The organism is Petrotoga sp. HWHPT.55.6.3 (genome assembly GCF_002895495.1).
Taxonomy (GTDB): domain Bacteria; phylum Thermotogota; class Thermotogae; order Petrotogales; family Petrotogaceae; genus Petrotoga; species Petrotoga mobilis.
The window spans coordinates 91919-110538 of record NZ_AZRJ01000014.1 but is presented as its reverse complement, the minus strand read 5'-3'; the positions used below and the strand labels follow the sequence as shown (position 1 = coordinate 110538).

Below are 18620 nucleotides of genomic sequence, written 5' to 3'. Positions count from 1 at the left end.
AAGAGGTGTTTACCTTGAAAGCTAAGGAAATAATGGAGAGAGATCTAACGTCTTTAATGGAAGATGAGAAAGTAGAGCGTTTTATTACGGTATGTCGTAGGCATAATTTATCTGCGCTTCCCATAGTTACAAGTGATTTTAGACTGGTGGGATATTTAAGCGAAAGTGGTATCATTGACGCCTCACTTCCGGGGTATTTGAAGCTTATGGAAACTACTTCTTTTATACCGGATAGCCATCAATTTTTTAATGGATTAAAAAAAATATTGGATCGTCCAGTATCTGATTTTATGATAAAAAAGCCATTTAAGGTTTACTTTGATGATACGGTTTTACATGTAGCAGATGTAATAATAAAAAATAAATTAAAGGTTCTGCCAGTTGTTGATGACAATGAAAGATTAGTGGGGGTTATTAGAAGAATAGGTTTACTTAGTAGAACATTGACTGGTGAAATAGAATATGAAGCGTAAAGTTTCTTTTATTACTTTTGGATGTAAAATGAACCAAGCTGAAAGTCAAGCGATGGCCGAGAAACTATCTCCTCATTTTGATATTGTATTTGAAGAAAAAATGGGTAAGAGTGATATCTACGTTTTAAACACTTGTGCCGTAACTTCAGAGGCTGAAAGAAAGGTAAGGCAAACAATTAGGAGATTAAAAAAATCAAATGAAAATTCCAAGATTATAGCTACAGGCTGTTATTCTGTATCTGATCCCGAAGAATTAAAAAAAGTAGGCGCCGATTTGGTCTTAGGTAATTTAGAAAAAAAACAAATAGACCGTTTATTGTGTGAAGAAGGTATATACTCAGATAAACATTTTTGGTTCCATAATGAAAAATATGACATATTAGTTCCCAACGAACCGTATGGTGACAGAACACGGATCTTTTTACCTATTGAAGAAGGATGTATTAACTCATGTACATTCTGTAAAATAAGATTCTTGAGAGGATTAAAAATAGTCAGTTTACCAACAGAAGAAGTTATAAAAAGTATAGAAAAATTTATTGAAAAAGGGTATAAAGAAATAGTGCTAACTGGAACAAATTTGGGATATTATGGAATGGACAATTCAGAAACCTTAGAAGAACTATTAAATCAAATCGGGAAGAGTTTTGCTGATAAAGAAATTAGAATAAGAATAACGTCTCTATATCCTGAAATAATTACTGACAATTTGTCTACCATATTGAATTCTTATCCAATATTTGAAAAACACATACACCTTTCGATTCAACATTTTTCTGATAAAATTTTACAATCAATGCATAGAAAATATAATAGAAAAATGATTTATACAGCCATCGAAAACTTAAGAAAATACGACTCAAAGTTTTCTATTACTTGTGATCTCATAGTTGGTTTTCCTGGTGAAGATGAGGAAGATTTAAGAATCCTGTTTGATTCAATTGAAGAACTTAAGGTTTTAAAAGTCCATAGTTTTAGGTACTCATTACGTGAGGGAACTGTAGCAGCTAAGATGCAAAATCAGATACCTGGAAATGAAAAAAAAGACAGACTTTCACAAATGGATAAAATTGCTGATCTCTCAAGAAAAAATTACTTGAATGATATGTTAGGGTCTAGAGTTAAAGTATTAACAGAAAGTAGCTCAAAAAAAGGTCTTTTTGGATACGATGAATATTACATCCCCCATAATGTTCAATTTCATGAGAAAAAAATTGAAAAAGGTGAGTTTTTTAGTACGGTGATATCTTCTTTGTCTAAAGAAAATAAAGGGGTGGTATCGAATGTTCTATAATGGTAAAGAGTGGGTAGAATTTCCATTGGTTAGTGGAGATGATGAAGGGTTCGTGAATGGTTATTCGATTTATGATGTACTTAGAACTTATTCAGGTATTCCTTACAATTTAAAAAGACATTATGATAGATTGAAACGATCTGCTGATTTTATGGCATTTGAAATACCACCTCTTGAAAAGATAAAAATAATTTTAAATCAGGCAAAAAAGATTCATAATTATGAAGAATTCAGATTTAAAATATATGTAACTCCTTTCACTTCTAAATATAAAACATTTTATTGCTTTGTTGAAGAGTTGAAAGAGGATGTAGATTTGATCGAAGAAGGTGTTGTAGTTAATATAGCGAGAGAAAGAAAAACTTCGTCTCCTATTATTCCTTATTATGTAAAAACACCTTTAAATGGTTCAATCAAATACATCCATAAAAAATATGATTATTATTATGATTCCATCGTTTTAAATGAGTTCGGTAATGTAACCGAAGGTACATACTCTAATATTTTTTATGTCAGTGGAGGTGTTTTATTGACTCCTCATATTTCATCGGGGATATTACCAGGGATAACTAGAGAAGATGTCCTTGAGTTAGCAAATGATTTATCTTTAGAAGTTGAAGAGAAAGCAAATGTTCAAGTATGGGAACTTTTATCTGCCGAGGAAGTATTTCTTACCCACACTTCAAGAGGTGTAGTACCTGTTAGAAGAATTTTTCCTGATTTTACTTTTACTGTACCTGGTGTAGTAACGGAAGCTATTCTTGACAATTGGAAAGATTTTATAACAGAAAAAATAGAAGATTGAGAGGAATACTTTACTATTAAGATGGTCTAAAATGGAGGAAAAATTTGAAGGTGTTTTAAAACAACTTTCTAAAAAAAATTTGGTTTACAAAAAAATATATATAATAAAAAGATTAAGAGAAGAATTACCTAAGTATATTCCTGAGAATTTATCAAAAAATGTAACAGTTAAAAATTATCTCTTAAAAGATAAGATAGTGGAAATAGCCTGTGCTGACAATTATGTTAAACAGGAAATACTTTTTAGGGAAAAATTATTATTGAACGCGATAAATTCTATTCTGGAAAATGAAACGATAAATAGAATTAGAATTGTTTCTTGAGAAACGCTTGTGGAGGTGTTTAAATGGTAGAAAAAACTTATTCTGGAAACGATATAAAGGTCTTGAAAGGGTTAGAACCTGTTAGGTTAAGACCTGGAATGTACATAGGATCAACGGGTAAAACAGGGTTAAACCATATGGTTTATGAAATAATCGATAACGCCATAGATGAGCATGTTAACGGGTTTTGTGATACAATTCGAGTTACTTTGAATGAGGATGATTCTATTGAAGTTGAGGATAACGGAAGAGGTATACCTGTAGATATACATCCAACTGAAAATAAAAATACATTGGAGTTAGTTATGACTTCGCTTCATGCTGGTGGAAAGTTTGATAAAAAAGCCTATAAGGTTAGTGGAGGACTTCATGGAGTAGGAGCATCGGTTGTTAACGCTTTGTCCGAATATATGGAGGTAAAGGTTTACAGAGACGGGAAAATATACTATCAAAAGTATGCAAGAGGTGTTCCTCAAACAGATGTAATTATTGTAGGCGAAACAGACAAGAGTGGGACTGTTGTGAAATTTCTCCCTGATAAAGAAATATTCGATGATGGAGATATAACTGTTGAATCACGATTAATAGAGAATAGGTTGAAAGAAATAGCCTTTTTAAATCCTAACTTGAAAGTTATCTTTGAAGATAGAAAAAGAGATTACAAGCAAGAATTTCATTTTCTTGGCGGTTTGAACGAATTTATAAATTACATCTTGAAACGGCGGAAGATGAATTCTATTTCCGAGCCGGTTTACATGTACGGATCATATCAATATAGTAAAGTGGAGTCAGAAATTCAAGTGGAAGCAGCTTTTGTCTATACGGATTCTGAAGAAAGCGAAGTAATCTCTTTTGTGAACAACATTAGGACTATCGATGGCGGGGAACATGAATCTGGATTCAAACAAGCTCTAACAAGATTATCAAATGAATATGCAAGAAAGTACAATGTTTTAAAGGAAAAAGACGAGAATTTTAGTGGAGAAGATGTGAGAGAAGGATTATTAGCCATAATACATATAAAAATGCCCAATCCTGTTTTCGAAGGTCAAACAAAGGGAAGATTGGGATCTAAAGTTGCCAGAGAAGCAGTAAATCAAATAACTACAGAGAAATTATCTTTATATTTTGATGCAAATATAAAAGAAGCAAAAAATATTTTTGAAAGAATGTTTTTAGCATATAAAAAAAGACTTGCTGCTAAAAGAGCCAGAGACAGCATTAAAAGAAAAACAATATTCGAAAATACAACTCTACCAGGCAAATTGGCAGATTGTACATCGAGGGATTTAAACGAATCAGAACTTTTTATAGTTGAAGGAGATTCGGCTGGGGGAAATGCCAAACAAGCTAGGGATAGAATGTACCAGGCGATTTTACCTTTGAGGGGGAAAATTCTAAATGCAGAAAAAACTGATTTTTTAAAACTTTTAAAAAATGAACAAGTTTCGAATATTATCATTGCATTAGGAACTGGTATAGGAGAAGAGTTCAATTTGTCTAAATTGAGATACGGTAAAATCATTATCATGACTGATGCAGATGTTGATGGCGCACATATTAGAACTTTAGTGTTGACGCTTTTTCACAAATACATGCGTTCTTTAATAGAGGAAGGATATGTATACATTGCTCAACCTCCTCTGTATAGATTTGAGATTGGTAAACAACATTTTTATCTTTATTCCGACGAAGAACTTGAAGAGTTGAAGAAAAAATATGGGGATAAAAAATGGAGAATACAAAGATATAAAGGATTAGGAGAAATGAACCCTGACCAATTGAGAGAGACCACTATGGATAGAGACACTAGAAAACTTGTAAAAATAAAGATGGAAGATTTAGAAATGGCAGAAGAGATGATAGAAATACTCATGGGATACGATCCCTCTATTAGAAGAGAGTTTATTGAATCTAATGCTAATAAGGTGAAAGAGCTAGATATCTAGTGCAATGGAAAAAGTTAATCTTAACCTTTTTTTACCTTCTACTTTTAATAATTTGTGTTTACAATCTCCTCCCTTTTTTTGAAACTCAAGAAGAATTTTTTGTTTATAAAGATAAAGTAGAAATTGAGAAAAGTATTTATTACGTAGAAATAAATAATAGATATTTTTATTTTGATATTTATGATAAAATAACATTTGTTAGCGATCATCCCTATCCAAAATTCATCAAAGTAATTTTTTCGAAAGATAAAATAAAAAAAGAAGAAGAACTCAATTTTGTCAAAAGTATTTGTTGTAATACGTCGATTAGAGAAATAAATTTTCCGAATAAAGAAATACTTTGTTATAATAACATTAGAATTGAGTACCTTGAATTACCAGAAATTAAAGATTTTTTGATCACTCTTAGTAATATAGAATTTTTGGGACCTGGGAATTATTTCATTAGTAACCATAGTTTCTTTAAAATCGATGATCGGGGGCTTTAGTATGGCTAAGAATTATTTGATTGGAATAGATATCGGTAGTTTTTTTCTAAAGGGAGTACTTTTTGAAATAGAAGAAGATGGAAGTATTGTGCCAATTTCACTGAGTAAACTTCCAGTGGACGGTATCATTAATGGTGAAATACAAGATATGGAATCACTACGTAGATCAATTGAAACGCTTATAGAAAAGTTGAACCAGGAGTCTCCAAAGAAGATTAAAAATCCAGAAATTATTGTAGGATATTCCACTAACTCTTTGAATATCACAGAAGAGCATTTTACTGTTGAGTTTAGCAAAAGGACAGAAATAAGAGAAGAGGAACTCAGAAACATCAAGAAAAGCATTATCAAAAAATACACAGACGAGGGAAAAATAATTTTAGATTCAAACTTTGTGAAGTTTCATATCGACGAAAAAAAGGTAAAAAATCCAGTTTCTTTTTTTGCTGAAAAATCTTTAACTACAACACTAAACATTGTATGGGTAGATGAAAATTCCTTTTCGCTGTTAATTAACGTCTTAAAAGATATTGTCTATACTTCTGAAATTCCTATATACGATTCAACTTTATCGAATAGTTATATAATTACCACCCCCAACGATAGAAATGTCGGCATCACTGTGATAGACTTTGGGTACAATTCTTGTAGAATAATCATCTTTAAAGATGGAATTCCAAAATTATTCTACACTTTTCCGTATGGAATTAAATATGTATTAAAAGATATCTCCAATATACTCAAGGTTTCTGAAAGAGAGGCACATAGGTTATTGGAAGAGGAAGGGGCATGTTCAAGAGAAACGAAAACAATGAAAAAGGTGAATTTCCAATTATTGACAGGTAGTGGGTATTCTTATGTTCCTCTAAGTCTTTTAAATAAAATTATTTTTGCTCGAGTCAGAGAAATTATAAGCAGGTTAAATGGCGAACTCTCAAAAATAGGTTATGAAAGAACTTTTGAAGTAGGTGCTTTACAGGGAGGAATAGTATTGACCGGGGGAGGCTCGAAAATAAAAAATATTGAAATCACCGTTAAAGAACTGATGGGTGAAAATTTCAGGAAAAGTTCCATAGTATCTTTTGACTCGTTCAAGAACATTCCAGAAGAATTAGCTAAGGATCCGGAATTTCAAACTGTTTTTGGGTTAATAGAAAGGTACAGAATCGATTTGTTAGAAGAAAATCTTTATGAAAAAAACAAAGAGACGCGTTCAGAATCCTCCAAAAGAAATAAATCTTCCAAAAAAACAACATCCACCTTAAAGACTTTTTTTAAGAAAATAACGGGAGGTGAAGAAGAAGATGCCCTTTGAAATGGAAGAAATCAACAAACGAAATAAATTGTTTAGTAGGAAAACGAGTTATAAGATAAAAGTAATAGGCGTTGGAGGAGCAGGGAATAATGCTATTCAAAGAATGATAAAAAAAGGCATTGATGATGTAGAACTGATTGCTGCAAACACGGATGTACAGGTATTAGAAAATAATGACGCACCTACAAAAATTCAATTGGGTAAAGAACTGACAAAAGGTCTAGGTGCCGGTGGAGATCCAGAAATTGGTAAAAAATCAGCTTTAGAAAGTCAGGATGATTTAAAAGAAACTTTGAAAGATACAGATCTTTTATTTATAACCGCGGGTTTAGGGGGAGGTACAGGAACAGGGGCTGTACCTATTATAGCTGATTTAGCTACACAAATGGGTATTTTGACTGTGGCAATAGTTACCTTACCTTTTCACTTTGAAGGATCAACAAAAGAAAGAATAGCTTTGAAAGGGTTTCAAGAAACTAAAAAGTATGTGGATAGTTTAATTAAAATATCAAACGATAAACTTATAGATAACGATGATGATATTCCAATTGACAAAGCCTTTGAGAAAGCTGATGAAATACTTATTCAAGCAATTACTGGTATTTCCGATTTGATAACCAAACCAGGTATGATCAATTTAGATTTTGCAGATGTAGCGTCGGTATTACGCATAAAAGGTTCTGCGATGCTTGGTATTGGACTTGCAAAAGGAGAAAAAAGAGCTGAAGAAGCTATAAAAAATGCATTGAATAGTAAAATTTTAGAGGATCCTGTAAGGAATGCAACAGCTGCTTTAGTAAACATCGCGGGTAAGACTCCAACCACACAAGATGTCAAAATTGTCAATGAAATTTTACGTTCATACGCAATTGATGATGCACGACTAAAAATGGGAATTACAATTATAGATTTGCCTCCTGAAGTTATTAAGGTAACGGTTATAGCATCCGGTTACGACAAATTGCCTGGAGAAGAAAACTATCTAGATCTTTATGAACAACCAGCATTATATAGACAGTTTGGAAAAGGTGTGGTTGCCGAAGAAATATCCAGATTGAACAAGTATTTGCAAGATCATGTAGAAGAAATTCCAGGAGAAGAAGTCCAACAACAATAACAATAATAATGAAAAAGAAACCCTCTAATTTCTACCTCTTGTATAATAAAGACCTAAAGAATTATGAAGTAGAAGAAAATATTTTAGACAACTTTTTGAAAAAATATGACGATGAAAATATTACAGATTTTCATTTTGAACCTCATGACGAAAAGGTAGGCGTTAAAGCCAGATACTGTGGAGATTTAATAACTTTAGAAACTATGGGGGCATATGAATACGAAGTAGTGCTAAACAAATTGCTTATCAATTGTGGGTACGATATAGTAAAAGATTTTGAAAATATTGATGGTTCTTTTCGTTTCCAGAACATCAATTATAGAGCTTCCTTTGTTAGATCTTCTGGAGGAATAAGTTGTGTCTTAAGAAAATTGAGAAACATAAACGACATAAAAGTTTTCATGGAACCAATGATTCTTTCTAACGTCGAAAAATTAATTGATCAAAAATCAAAAATGCTTATTTTTTCTGGTCCTACAGGGTCTGGCAAAACTACAACGATGCAGTACATAGTTAATAAGTTCAAAAAAAGGAGAAAAGTTCATAGCATAGAAAATCCAGTAGAGTATATTAATCCAGGTATAATTCAAATAGTATCAAAAAACGAGGAAGACAAAGCAGATATTTTAAAATATATATTGAGACAAGATCCTGATTTAATAGTTGTGGGCGAAATTAGGGAGGAAAATTTTGCAAAATTGTTATTTGAATCTTCGATAACAGGTCATTTGGTATTTTCCACGTTACACGCTAAGAATGTTTTTTTAGTGCTTCAAAGGTTGAAGATGTTTGGAATAGAAGTAAGAAATCTCTCTGAAAGCTTAGATCTCATCCTTAATCAAAGATTAATCCCTAAAAACTGTCCTTTTTGCCAAGGAAATGGATGTGAACACTGTTATAATACAGGGAAAAAAGGTTTTATAACTGTTTTTGAAGGTTTGATAATTTCAAAAAATTTGAAAAGAGACATATCACAAGGTAAGAGTATTAATTTTGTAAGTGAAAAATACAAAGATTCTGATTGTTATATAGATCCGTTGCCCACACTTCGGGAATTTTTTAATAAAGGGGTAATCAATGAAGATCAGTATTTAAGTAACTTATCTTCCTTCTAAATAATATTGAAAATAGTGAGATGAATTCATGCAATATTTTTCAAAAAGCCCGGAAGAATGGCAAAAGTATGATGAAGAAAGGAAAAAAGAAAGAGAAAGAAGAGAACAATCTAAAAAAAGAATAATTAGATGGACATTTTACATCGTTATATTTTTGTCCATGTTAGTGTTCATATTTATTATTATGGGGCGTAGAGGTTCAAGATTTGATTTACCTTACAATGTAGTTATAAAAGGGATTCATATCAATTTAGAATCAAAAGAAGAATATTACTATCCAGATAATTTAGATATAAAAGTTACTATACAAAATACCAACAACAATGATTCTCATGTAGAAATTAATAACTTTTCATTTTTGATAGTAAATCAGGAAAGTTCTGAGGTTGAATACAGTTATGTGTTCTCACAACCTGTAGAAGCTGATATCTCACCGTATAAAACAATTTTAGTTTTTGACCTGTTAAGAGAAAAGGAGATTTCAGATTTAGAAAAAGGAACCTATGAAGCCCGAGTGTCCTTTATCTTAAATGACGAAAGTGTAAATCTTGTTAAAACCTTTGAATACAATAAAGGATTGATTATAGATGTTTCTGCTAAAGAGATGTTTTACTTAACTACGGAATTCCCTTCTATTAGCATATTAGCAATAAATGGGACCAATGAAACCTTTAACAAAGAATTATTTGGAACGCTAACAATAAAACAAAAAGAAAAGGTTATCCATTCACAGAAATTTTCCTTTGGAACATTAAATTTGAATCCTCTGTCTTCGATACCTTTAGATTTTGAAATCAATAAAAATTTCGATCCAGGAAATTATTATTTATTATTCGACTTTGATTCTTTTGAGCAAACTTATGTAACCACTTTGAATATAGTTAATCAAATAGATAGAAATTACAACGATATTTCCCTTTTAGTTTATGTTATTTCGGCGGCCTCAAGAGGAGATCAGCTTTATTTTGAAGGTTTACTAAGAAATTCTAATGAAGAACCAAAAGCCTTTGAAATTTCACAAGTGATCTTTAGGTTATTCTATGAAGGACAGCTAATTTATAATTACGAGAATAACGATTTATCTCGAGTATATATAACAGAATTGGGAACGGCTAAGGTATTTGATTTATCAAACGTTAAGACTATAAATTTAGATAGATCAGGAGAGTATGAAATTCAATTCAGTGTTAATATAGGGGATAAAACATTTTCAAAGAAACATAGATTTGAGGTTTATTAAGTTCACCTAACTCCTTTATCCTAATAGAGGAAAATTAAAACAAATGAGGTTGAAATAATGTACGGATACATATCTATATATTTTACTCCAACAGAAGAAGAGAGGAAAAATTATCTATATTACTATTGTGGATTATGTCACTCTTTAAAGGAGAATTTAGGTGAGTTCTATAGACTCACGACAGTAAAAGAAGTGGTTTTCTTTTCCATGTTGAACAACCCTGTTGAGAATATAAACGAATTCAGATGTCCATATGTAGGATTAAAAAAACGATTTAAACCTGAAAATAATTCTTTTATGACACCTTATGCGTATCTCAATTTGCTTATAATCTATGGAAAACTTTTAGATTACAATTTAGAAGGGAAACCAGTTCCAAAGAAAATTTTGAAAAAGTTGGAAATGAAGTTACTTGAACAGTTTGATCCCATAACTATCAATGAATACAAACATCTATTAAAAATGCAACAAAGGGTAGAAGAACAAAATTTAGATTTGGATGATTATGCCAAACCATCTCAAGGAATTATGGAGATGTTATTCGATGAATTTTTCCCTCAAGGATATCCAGCAACCATGCCTGTTGTGACAGCTTATTTGCTATATTTGGTAGATAGTGTGTACGATTTTAACAAAGATATAAAAAAAAGAAATTTTAACTCTATAGCAAACTCTTTTGGGGTAAAAAAATTAGATGAATTAACTCAAGATCAAAAAGAAAGAATTTTATTTACTTACGATTTATGTTCAAAAGAGTTCTTAGAAAATGTTGAAGAAGTCGCAAATTTTAACAAGCATTTAGTAAAAAAGCTAGCGACTTTTTCTTTAATATATCACAGAAATTCTGTCACAAAAATTTTAGATGGAGGAGAAATTGATGAAAGAGCAACAAACCATTCTAGAGCAAATAAAAAAGGGAGAGTTCAAAAACCTATTTTTAAAATATAAGGAAGATGAAAAGTTTAGAGAAAAAATGGATACTTTTAGAGCTGGTTACTATAGCTATGGAAGAAGTGGATGTGGTAATTGTTTAGAATGTTTAGGAGCCACTGTCTGTTTAGATACCCTTTGTGAATGTGGTGGCGGAGATCTTTGTAATTGGTTTTAAAAATTTATGAATTTAGTTATAAAAAATCCCCTTATAAAGACAGCTTTTTTGGTTATCCTTTTTTTCTTGCTATTCCTTATGTCAAGATATTTGAGAATTGCTCCCACTGTTGTTAGTTTAATTCTTCCTCTGGGAGTTTTCTTTTTAGAAAAAAGATATGCATTTATTTTCAGTATTTCAATTTTCTTTTTAATATTTATTAGTGGCTTTGTTGTTGAAGCGATTGGGGTTTTTTTGCTCTTTTTTGTTCCAATTCTAACTTTTATTGTTGTAGAAAAAAGGTTGTTAAAGCATTTATTCATTACCTCTCTTTCAATCCTTTCTTTTTATCTTATGTATACTTTCTTTGGGGAGCTCCTTCCTGATTTTGTAACTATGGGAAAAGGTTTATTCATAATAATACTTCTTTATTTATTTTTTACTAATGTTTATGGCTACTTATTAAAAAGATTGAAATATGAGATTTCTTCGTTACTGGATAATTTTTTTCAAAAAGAAAATTATTAATAGAGTACATTAAAAAATATAAAAGGAGTTGTTTCTATGTATCCAGAATACATAACTAAATTAGAAAAAGTAAAAGGAATTTCACAAGAAGAGCTAAAAGAACTTCAACCTGTTGAGGAAAAGTATAAATTCAGAGCTAATGAATATTACTTGGGCTTAATCAACTGGAAAGACAAAAATGATCCTATAAGAAAGATCATAATTCCAAGTGTTGAAGAATTAGAAGAGTGGGGATTAGAAGACGCCTCAAAAGAACATTCATATACAATAAGTAAAGGTCTACAACACAAGTATAGGGATACCGCTTTACTATTAGTAAATGATGTATGTGGAAGTTTCTGTAGATTTTGTTTTAGAAAAAGATTGTTCAAGAGCATAGGTAAAGAAGTTGTTAGAACCCGTGAAATTGATCAAGATCTTGATTATATCCGAAAACACGAAGAAATCACAAATGTTCTCCTGACTGGTGGAGATCCTTTACTTCTTTCAACAAATAAACTTAAATCAATTATAGAATCTATTTGTGAAATAGATCATGTAAAAATTATTCGAGTAGGTACAAAAACTCCAGCCTTTAACCCTTTTAGAATAATATCGGATGATACTCTACCGAGTTTAATTAAAGAAATTTCCAATAGTGGTAAAAAATTATATTTTATCGTTCACTTTAATCATCCCAAAGAATTAACCACTTTTTCTATGCAGGGAATAAATATACTCCAAAATGCTGGAGCCATAATGGCAAATCAAACTCCTCTTTTGCACGGTATTAACGATAATCCTAAAACATTATCAACATTATTTAAAAAGCTATCCTTTAACGGTATTCCTCCTTATTATGTATTTCATAATAGGCCTGTAATGGGAAACAAAGGTTTTAGTATTCCTTTAGAAAAAGCTTATTCAATATTCCTAGAATCCTTAGAAGATATTTCAGGTTTGGCCAAAAGACCAAGATTTGTAATGTCACATGAATCCGGTAAAATAGAGGTTACCGCATTGACAAGTAAAAATATTATCTTTCGTTATCATAGAGCGCACAATCCTGATAACTATGGTAAATTTTTTGTATTCAAAAGAGATCCACAAGCCTATTGGTTTGATGATTACAAAGAATTAGTGGAAGTATATAATTACAAAAGTTTTCAAAATATATAGGCAACTTTTCGTTTCTTGAAGAAGTAAAATTCCCAGATAGTTATTTAAAAAAGGAGAAGATTAGATATGTTCAATTGTATAACTGACGTTCCGGGGATAAAAGTAGGACACTACACTGATTATAAATCCTTAACAGGTTGTACGGTAATTCTAGCCGAAAATGGGGCGGTAGGTGGGGTTGATGTCAAAGGTTCAGCCCCAGGTACAAGAGAAACTGACTTACTAAAACCGGGGAATCTTGTTCAAATGGTACACGCTGTCTTATTAACCGGGGGAAGTGCTTTTGGCTTAGATGCAGCAAGTGGGGTCATGCAATTTTTAGAGGAAAATAGTATAGGTTTTCAAACAAGTACCGTGAAAGTCCCCATAGTACCTGCTGCAGTTATTTACGATTTGGATATAGGAGACCCAAACGTTAGGCCAGATAAAAGATCTGGTTATATTGCAGCAAATTTAGCAACATCAAATTGCGTTGAAGAAGGATGCGTTGGTGTAGGAACCGGGGCACTCGTTGGTAAGGCGGCAGGCGTTAATAGTGCTATGAAAGGTGGGGTAGGAAGTTACTCCATTGAATTAGGTAACGGGATAATAGTCGGGGCGATAACGGTTGTGAACGCTACAGGAGATGTTTACGAAGAAGGGGAAATAATAGCCGGAGCTATTGATAAAAACAATAAATTTTTGAATATATCTGAATATATGAAAAAATCGAGTTTTAAAGCTAATCCGGGTGAAAATACAACTCTATCTGTCGTAGCTACAAATGCAAAATTGTCCAAAGAGGAAGCAAACAAAGTGGCTCAAATGAGCCACGACGGAATGGCAAGAGCAATAAGACCTGTTCACACCATGTACGATGGAGATGCTATTTTTTGCTTGTCTACGGGTGATTTACCAAGTGACGTTACTTTAATTGGTGAAGTGGCAGCAGAAGTGGTAGAAATATCCATTATAAGAGCTATCAAATCGGCAAGAAAAGTTGGTAATATTCTCAGTTACAAAGATTTGAATCCTAGTAAAAGATAATTCCCACTATTCCTGTCATAATTATTATAAAAATCGGATTTAATTTTGTGAAAAACAGGAGCATCAAAACCCCAATAAATATGAGAAAACTCGCCAAATTTACGATATTAGTGATTCCAATTGTATACGCTGAACCAAGTATCAACCCGATAACAGCAGGTTTTAAAAATTTAAGAATATTTTGTTGAGTATCGCCATTTCCATTCTTAAAATATCTGCCTACCAGTAATCCTATAATTAACGAAGGTAATATAACAGCAGTTGTTGCGACCAAAGAACCAACTATCCCAAAAACCCTATACCCAACAAAAGTAGCACTATTTACTGCTATTGGGCCCGGAGTAACCTCTGATATAGCTATTAAATCGAGAAATTCTTGAAGCGGGATCCAACCTCTTCTTTCCAATTGTGTTTGAATTAGTGGAATCATAGCGTAACCACCGCCAAATCCAAATAACCCAATTTCAAAAAAAGAAAAGAACAGGCCAAATAAAGTTCTCATGACTTTTTTCTCCCTTGTGGCATAGAGTAAAGGCTCCCTAAAATGAAGGCGATAACAATTATATAAATAGGATTAATTTTAAATATTCCAATTGCAACAAAAGCCCCTGCAGTTAATAAAACTAAAACGATGGACCATTTAACTGATTTTGATAAACTTATCCCCGCGTATACAATAAGTGCCGCTATAGCAGGTCTTATTCCTTCAAAGGCACTTTGTAAAACGCTGAGTCCCGCTGTTTTCGTAAGGGTAAAAGCTATCGCCAATATTATTATAAAAGAAGGTAAAGAAACCCCTATTACTGACATAACCGCTCCTAATACTCCCTTTATATCGTATCCTACTAAAATAGAAAGATTGATAGCTACAGCTCCAGGTATAGTTTGAGTTAAAGAAACCTTGTCTGTAAACTTATCCTTTTCCACCCACTTTTTATTTTCTACGACTTCTTTCTCTATCAAAGGAATCATTGCGTACCCACCACCAAAAGTGAAGAGCCCTATTTTAAAAAACGTAATGAACATTTTTAACAATATTTTTGATTTGTCTTTTTCATCCATTTTTATTATTCTCCCCTACAATTTCAATTCAGTAAAGAATCTAAAATGATCAGCTCTTATCAAACTTTCCCTGAATTCTACCAATCTATTTTCTGAATCATATGTGTATCTTGTGGTTTGAAAAAGGGGAATATTTTCTTCAATTTCTAGCAGTTCTTGGGCTTCTAGTGAAGGAAGAACTGGTTCAAGATATTCTTTTGCATTGACACATCTTATTCCTTCTCTGGCAAGTAAATCATACAGAGGTTTTGTTTTCAGATTTTCATTATCCACTTTTTTTAAAAATTCGACAGGGATGTAAGAGCTTTCCAATATTAAAGGAATTTCACCAACTAATCTCAACCTTGTAATCTCCCATAATTCTAGGTTTTCAAATTCATCAACATCTTCCAAGCCAGAGACGTTTTTTACCGATATTAGTTTAGTATTAGAATTTTCAACCTTGCTAGCTATACTTTTTCCAAAACTGTAAAACTTTAAAAGACTTTGCTCCCATAAAAGAGTTTGAACTTTATACCCTCTTCCTTGGTAACTTTTAATTGTTCCTTGCTGTTTCAATAAACTTAAAACTTTTCTTATCGTAGTTCTTGTTACATGAAATTCCTCGGCTAACTCATTTTCTGACGGAAGAAATGAGTTCATTGGATATTCCCCTTCATATATTCTTGAAACTATTTTGTCAGCAATCCTTTGATAGATTGGCGTCTTATAATCGGCCATTTTAGTTACCTTCCTTCGATTAAGATATACAAATATGTCTACTCACACTTGTATACACAAATTATAACAAATTAAAGAAATTATATCAAGAATTCTCAGAGTAATCTGAAAATATGAATGATTTTCTAAGCAAATTGATTGTAGTGAGATAATATTAGCAAAAATTCGAATGCTATTGTTAATCAATATATTAAAAAAACATTGATTGCCGTAAGTGTGGAAGCCACACAAAAATTCAAAAGATAAAAATAAGATAAGTTATCAGCGACTTTTTTATAGAAAGACATTCTGACTAGTGGTTTTATGGAGATTTAAAGAGGTTCAAATGCAAAATATGTTTTGAAAAAGATGAGAATTGAAAACGACCATAATCCTATTGAAACATCAATCGCAGAAATATTTTCACTTGGTATATAAATGAGCAACATTGGTAGCTGCAAATGATTCCGGTTTTATTTTATAATCATATCCCAGACCCTTCACATAGCCAGTGACAACATTAAAGACCTCTTTTGATCTACCGTTTAAACCTATATCAAGGTGTATTTCTGGCTTTATTAAATTTAAGTGATTTTCGATAAATTCTGCGGTGTTTAAACTAAATTCTGCTTCTCTTATCAATCTTGAGTACATATCATATGATCTACGTTCGTGAGTGACATAATAAAAATAAGTAGCCCCATTGCCTACTTTGTAAATTACTATAGCGGTAGCAAACGTTACCACTCCGTCTCTTGCATGGCTATCTGTTCCCACCCAAACTTTGTAACTTTTGTTTTCTAAAAATAATTCAATGAAATTAGTCAAATCTTTGAATTCTATAGTGCCTATAGTTGGATTTTTTAACTTGAAAACGTTACCCCCTTTTTTCAAAATAAGTTTTTTTCAATTATACACCAAAATGCAACGATTTTTATTAAAAACTTTTAAGATTAATTAAGAATGATACTAAAATTCGAATTAAAATTTTGATATAATACACTAAAACATGTGAATAAGATGAGGGATTATAGGTTGATTAGAGCGTTTTTTTGGCTTTTGTTAGCCACATTAATATGGGGTACTACTTTTCCGATTCACAAGGTGGTGTTGACGGATCTTCAAACCTTGCCTTATTTGTTTATCAGGTTTGGTATTGCTGCCGTTTTGTCTTTTCTTATTTGGAAAAAACATTCTTTCAAGTACGGGGCAACCTTAGGAATAATTTTAGGACTAGCACATGCCTCGCAAACTTATGGAATTAATTTTACAGATGCTTCCAAAAGTAGTTTTATTACCTCTTTATATATTCCACTCACTCCCATAATTTCTTATCTAATTGAAAAAGAGAAACCCAACTTTATTCAGTGGGTATGTTTTCCTTTGTCTTTGTTAGGTTCTTACATGCTTTTTGGAGGTATTTCGGGATTTAATTTTGGAGATTTCTTAACGTTTTTGAGTGCTGTTTTGTTTGCCGTTCATATTGTTTTAATAACAAAATTTTCAAAAGTTGTTGATGAAACTTCGCTTTTAGCTTATCAGTTTCTATTTGCTGCTATAATCAATTTGTCAATGTCATTCAATTCTAACTGGAAGTTAGGTGTTCCGATTTGGTTAACAGTTATATATACAGCGATCGCTGCAACCATAGTAGTGAATTTTTTGCAAGTTAAATATCAAAAGGTAATTGGTTCTAATTCCACCGTTCTTATATTCATTGGAGAACCCATATTTGCTTCATTATTTTCATTTATTTTTTTGGGAGAGAGATTTTCTGGATTGCAGATAGCCGGGGCTTCAATTATGATTGGAGTAATAATTTTAACTACTTTTTCGTACAGGGTTAATAAATATTTGAAAAAGAAATTAGATTTAAAAGAGCTTTGAGAAAGAGGAGGAGTTTTAGTGAAATACATAGACATCAGAAGTGATACCGTTACGCAACCTACTCAAGAGATGAGAGAAGCCATGTTTAAGGCAGAAGTTGGTGATGATGTATACGATGAAGACCCAACAATGAAAAAATTAGAAAAATACGCTGCAGAAGTAGTAGGAAAGGAAGATGCACTTTTTGTTCCTAGTGGAACGTTTGGTAACCAACTTTCCATCTTTACACATTGTGAAAGAGGAAATGAAGTTATCCTTGATGATAGTTGCCATATCGTTGTTCACGAAGTCGGTGCGGCTTCAGTAATAGCTAGCGTACAATTGAGAACTATAAATAGTGATAAGGGGGTTATGTCGCCTAAAAGTATTAAAAAAAGGATAAGAAAGGGAGAAGAGGATCTTCATTTCCCATCTACAGGTTTGATATGTCTAGAGAATGCTCATTCCAATGGAACGGTTGTGCCGCTTGAAAATATGAAAGAAATATCTGAAATAGCTCACGAGAATGAGATCCCCGTTCATTTGGATGGAGCTAGAGTATTCAACGCTGCAACCTACTTGAATGTTGATCCTACGGAGATAACTCAATACTGTGATTCAGTCATGTTTTGCCTTTCAAAGGGTTTATGTGCACCTGTAGGTTCTATTGTGGCTGGGAGTAAAGATTTCATTCAAAAAGCCAAAAAGAAACGCAAACTGATGGGTGGAGGTTTAAGGCAAGCGGGATTTCTAGCTGCAGCAGGGTTAATAGCCCTTGAAAAGATGAGATTCAGACTAAAAGAAGATCATGAAAACGCCAGATATCTGGGAGAAAGGCTGAGCGAGATCCCTGAAATTTCTTTGAACTTAGACGATATTCAGATAAATATGGTTTTTTTCACAATAAACAAAGATATAAATCTTAGGGAAATGCTATCGTTTTTTTTAGAAAAAGGTATCAAAATAAATCCCCCAGAAAATGGGGAATTCAGATTTGTAACTAATTATTGGGTAAGCAAGAAAGATGTGGATTATATTGTTGAAACAATGAAAGAATATTTAAAGAAGTGATAAAA

19 protein-coding genes are annotated in these 18620 nt (G+C 32.1%); 15 read left to right on the top strand and 4 right to left on the bottom strand.

Going from position 1 to position 18620, the window contains the following annotated elements:
• Positions 1 to 14 precede the first annotated feature (14 nt).
• The 13 genes from X926_RS05740 to X926_RS05670 all read left to right on the top strand — a co-directional run bounded on the left by X926_RS05740 (position 15) and on the right by X926_RS05670 (position 13917).
• Entirely contained in the window at positions 15 to 473 is a 459-nt protein-coding gene (locus X926_RS05740) for an HPP family protein (RefSeq protein ID WP_012208035.1), read from the top strand.
• Entirely contained in the window at positions 463 to 1767 is a 1305-nt protein-coding gene (gene mtaB / locus X926_RS05735; RefSeq protein ID WP_012208034.1) for a tRNA (N(6)-L-threonylcarbamoyladenosine(37)-C(2))-methylthiotransferase MtaB, read from the top strand. Before X926_RS05740 ends, mtaB begins: the two co-directional genes overlap by 11 nt.
• Entirely contained in the window at positions 1757 to 2572 is an 816-nt protein-coding gene (locus tag X926_RS05730) for an aminotransferase class IV (protein WP_012208033.1), read from the top strand. Before mtaB ends, X926_RS05730 begins: the two co-directional genes overlap by 11 nt.
• Before the next feature lie 31 nt (positions 2573 to 2603).
• On the top strand, positions 2604 to 2894 hold the full coding sequence (locus X926_RS05725; RefSeq protein ID WP_012208032.1) for a DciA family protein: 291 nt from the start codon (positions 2604 to 2606) through the stop codon (positions 2892 to 2894).
• 23 nt (positions 2895 to 2917) lie between these two features.
• Complete coding sequence (locus X926_RS05720; protein ID WP_012208031.1) at positions 2918 to 4843, top strand: type IIA DNA topoisomerase subunit B; 1926 nt, start codon at positions 2918 to 2920, stop codon at positions 4841 to 4843.
• Complete coding sequence (locus tag X926_RS05715) at positions 4843 to 5331, top strand: hypothetical protein (RefSeq protein WP_012208030.1); 489 nt, start codon at positions 4843 to 4845, stop codon at positions 5329 to 5331. Before X926_RS05720 ends, X926_RS05715 begins: the two co-directional genes overlap by 1 nt.
• A 1-nt stretch (position 5332) precedes the next feature.
• On the top strand, positions 5333 to 6646 hold the full coding sequence (locus tag X926_RS05710) for a cell division protein FtsA (protein ID WP_012208029.1): 1314 nt from the start codon (positions 5333 to 5335) through the stop codon (positions 6644 to 6646).
• Entirely contained in the window at positions 6636 to 7763 is a 1128-nt protein-coding gene (ftsZ, locus tag X926_RS05705) for a cell division protein FtsZ (protein ID WP_012208028.1), read from the top strand. Before X926_RS05710 ends, ftsZ begins: the two co-directional genes overlap by 11 nt.
• Positions 7764 to 7771: 8 nt before the next feature.
• On the top strand, positions 7772 to 8878 hold the full coding sequence (locus tag X926_RS05700) for a GspE/PulE family protein (RefSeq protein ID WP_012208027.1): 1107 nt from the start codon (positions 7772 to 7774) through the stop codon (positions 8876 to 8878).
• Positions 8879 to 8906: 28 nt separating this feature from the next.
• On the top strand, positions 8907 to 10118 hold the full coding sequence (locus X926_RS05695; RefSeq protein ID WP_103065363.1) for a hypothetical protein: 1212 nt from the start codon (positions 8907 to 8909) through the stop codon (positions 10116 to 10118).
• Between the two features lie 57 nt (positions 10119 to 10175).
• Positions 10176 to 11066, top strand: a complete 891-nt coding sequence (locus tag X926_RS05690; RefSeq protein ID WP_103065362.1) for a DUF5685 family protein — start codon at positions 10176 to 10178, stop codon at positions 11064 to 11066.
• Between the two features lie 703 nt (positions 11067 to 11769).
• Positions 11770 to 12891 carry a KamA family radical SAM protein gene (locus X926_RS05675; protein ID WP_103065360.1) on the top strand — a complete coding sequence of 374 codons (1122 nt, stop codon included), beginning with the start codon at positions 11770 to 11772 and terminating at the stop codon, positions 12889 to 12891.
• 66 nt (positions 12892 to 12957) lie between these two features.
• Positions 12958 to 13917, top strand: coding sequence for a P1 family peptidase (locus X926_RS05670; protein ID WP_103065359.1), 960 nt, complete (start codon positions 12958 to 12960; stop codon positions 13915 to 13917).
• Here the strand turns inward: X926_RS05670 and X926_RS05665 are convergent.
• The 4 genes from X926_RS05665 to X926_RS05650 form a co-directional block, all read right to left on the bottom strand.
• Complete coding sequence (locus X926_RS05665; protein WP_103065358.1) at positions 13904 to 14419, bottom strand: chromate transporter; 516 nt, start codon at positions 14417 to 14419, stop codon at positions 13904 to 13906. The two genes, X926_RS05670 and X926_RS05665, sit on opposite strands and share 14 nt — an antisense overlap.
• Positions 14416 to 14979: a chromate transporter gene (locus X926_RS05660; RefSeq protein WP_103065357.1), complete on the bottom strand. Its 564-nt coding sequence runs from the start codon at positions 14977 to 14979 to the stop codon at positions 14416 to 14418. Before X926_RS05660 ends, X926_RS05665 begins: the two co-directional genes overlap by 4 nt.
• Before the next feature lie 15 nt (positions 14980 to 14994).
• Positions 14995 to 15699, bottom strand: a complete 705-nt coding sequence (locus tag X926_RS05655; protein WP_103065356.1) for a GntR family transcriptional regulator — start codon at positions 15697 to 15699, stop codon at positions 14995 to 14997.
• A gap of 402 nt (positions 15700 to 16101) precedes the next feature.
• Complete coding sequence (locus X926_RS05650; protein ID WP_103065355.1) at positions 16102 to 16572, bottom strand: ribonuclease H-like YkuK family protein; 471 nt, start codon at positions 16570 to 16572, stop codon at positions 16102 to 16104.
• Positions 16573 to 16713: 141 nt separating this feature from the next.
• Here X926_RS05650 and X926_RS05645 point away from each other — a divergent pair, with 141 nt between their 5' ends.
• Both X926_RS05645 and ltaE read left to right on the top strand, forming a co-directional pair.
• The gene (locus tag X926_RS05645) at positions 16714 to 17565 is read left to right on the top strand and encodes a DMT family transporter (RefSeq protein ID WP_233186692.1); all 852 of its coding nucleotides are present in this window, start codon (positions 16714 to 16716) and stop codon (positions 17563 to 17565) included.
• A gap of 18 nt (positions 17566 to 17583) precedes the next feature.
• Positions 17584 to 18615 carry a low-specificity L-threonine aldolase gene (gene ltaE / locus X926_RS05640; RefSeq protein WP_103065353.1) on the top strand — a complete coding sequence of 344 codons (1032 nt, stop codon included), beginning with the start codon at positions 17584 to 17586 and terminating at the stop codon, positions 18613 to 18615.
• Positions 18616 to 18620: the final 5 nt, after the last annotated feature.

Excerpts from the sequence above, each read along its gene's own strand:
- X926_RS05720 (WP_012208031.1), top strand. The coding sequence starts at position 2,918 with ATGGTAGAAAAAACTTATTCTGGAAACGATATAAAGGTCTTGAAAGGG.
- X926_RS05725 (WP_012208032.1), top strand. The coding sequence starts at position 2,604 with ATGGAGGAAAAATTTGAAGGTGTTTTAAAACAACTTTCTAAAAAAAAT.
- X926_RS05655 (WP_103065356.1), bottom strand. The coding sequence starts at position 15,699 with ATGGCCGATTATAAGACGCCAATCTATCAAAGGATTGCTGACAAAATA.
- X926_RS05670 (WP_103065359.1), top strand. The coding sequence starts at position 12,958 with ATGTTCAATTGTATAACTGACGTTCCGGGGATAAAAGTAGGACACTAC.
- X926_RS05675 (WP_103065360.1), top strand. The coding sequence starts at position 11,770 with ATGTATCCAGAATACATAACTAAATTAGAAAAAGTAAAAGGAATTTCA.
- X926_RS05710 (WP_012208029.1), top strand. The coding sequence starts at position 5,333 with ATGGCTAAGAATTATTTGATTGGAATAGATATCGGTAGTTTTTTTCTA.
- X926_RS05665 (WP_103065358.1), bottom strand. The coding sequence starts at position 14,419 with ATGAGAACTTTATTTGGCCTGTTCTTTTCTTTTTTTGAAATTGGGTTA.
- ftsZ (WP_012208028.1), top strand. The coding sequence starts at position 6,636 with ATGCCCTTTGAAATGGAAGAAATCAACAAACGAAATAAATTGTTTAGT.
- X926_RS05695 (WP_103065363.1), top strand. The coding sequence starts at position 8,907 with ATGCAATATTTTTCAAAAAGCCCGGAAGAATGGCAAAAGTATGATGAA.
- X926_RS05700 (WP_012208027.1), top strand. The coding sequence starts at position 7,772 with ATGAAAAAGAAACCCTCTAATTTCTACCTCTTGTATAATAAAGACCTA.
- X926_RS05660 (WP_103065357.1), bottom strand. The coding sequence starts at position 14,979 with ATGGATGAAAAAGACAAATCAAAAATATTGTTAAAAATGTTCATTACG.
- X926_RS05690 (WP_103065362.1), top strand. The coding sequence starts at position 10,176 with ATGTACGGATACATATCTATATATTTTACTCCAACAGAAGAAGAGAGG.
- X926_RS05730 (WP_012208033.1), top strand. The coding sequence starts at position 1,757 with ATGTTCTATAATGGTAAAGAGTGGGTAGAATTTCCATTGGTTAGTGGA.
- mtaB (WP_012208034.1), top strand. The coding sequence starts at position 463 with ATGAAGCGTAAAGTTTCTTTTATTACTTTTGGATGTAAAATGAACCAA.